Genomic DNA, 778 nt, shown 5'->3' on the forward strand with positions numbered 1-778 from the left:
AAATAGAGTCTTCTAAACAAGATATTTTAGATTGTATTGCTTTAACGAGTACCGATTGGAAAGAAATCTATGAGTTTTTAAAGTTAAAAGACAGGGTTTCAGAAATTACACGTAACACCAATGAAACTCAAATTTACATCAAATTAAATCTTGATGGTTCGGGTAAAAACGATATTGATACAGGTTTATCGTTTTTCGATCATATGTTAGACCAAATTGGGCGTCATGGTGCTATGGATTTAACCATAAAAGTAAATGGCGATTTAGAAGTAGACGAGCACCATACTATTGAAGATACCATGATTGCGCTTGGTGAATTATTCAATAAAGCTCTAGGAAATAAATTAGGTATAGAGCGCTACGGCTTCTGTTTACCAATGGATGATTGTTTAGCACAAGTAGCGGTAGATTTTGGAGGTAGAAATTGGTTAGAATGGGATGCCGAATTTAAACGCGAAAAAATAGGCGATATGCCAACCGAAATGTTTTATCATTTATTTAAATCGTTTACCGATGGCGCAAAATGTAATTTAAATGTAAAAGCAGAAGGTGTAAACGAGCATCATAAAATTGAAGGTATTTTTAAAGCTTTTGCAAAAGCTATGAAAATGGCCGTAAAACGCGATGCTAACAAAATGTTTTTACCAAGTACAAAAGGGTTATTGTAAAATAATTGTTTGTAGCTAGTTATTGGTTAATTGATTTCATTGACCAACAACCAACAACGAACAACCAACAACAAAATAATGAAATTAGTAATAATAGATTACGGTGCAGG

At 33.0% G+C, this 778-nt stretch carries 1 protein-coding gene; it reads left to right on the forward strand.

Annotated features, from left to right (window positions below):
* Nucleotides 1-668 (forward strand): imidazoleglycerol-phosphate dehydratase HisB (hisB, locus tag FUA24_RS08170; RefSeq protein WP_148541252.1); only part of this gene is annotated, 668 nt, incomplete at its 5' end.
* Nucleotides 669-778 lie beyond the last annotated feature (110 nt).

The organism is Seonamhaeicola marinus (assembly GCF_008085455.1).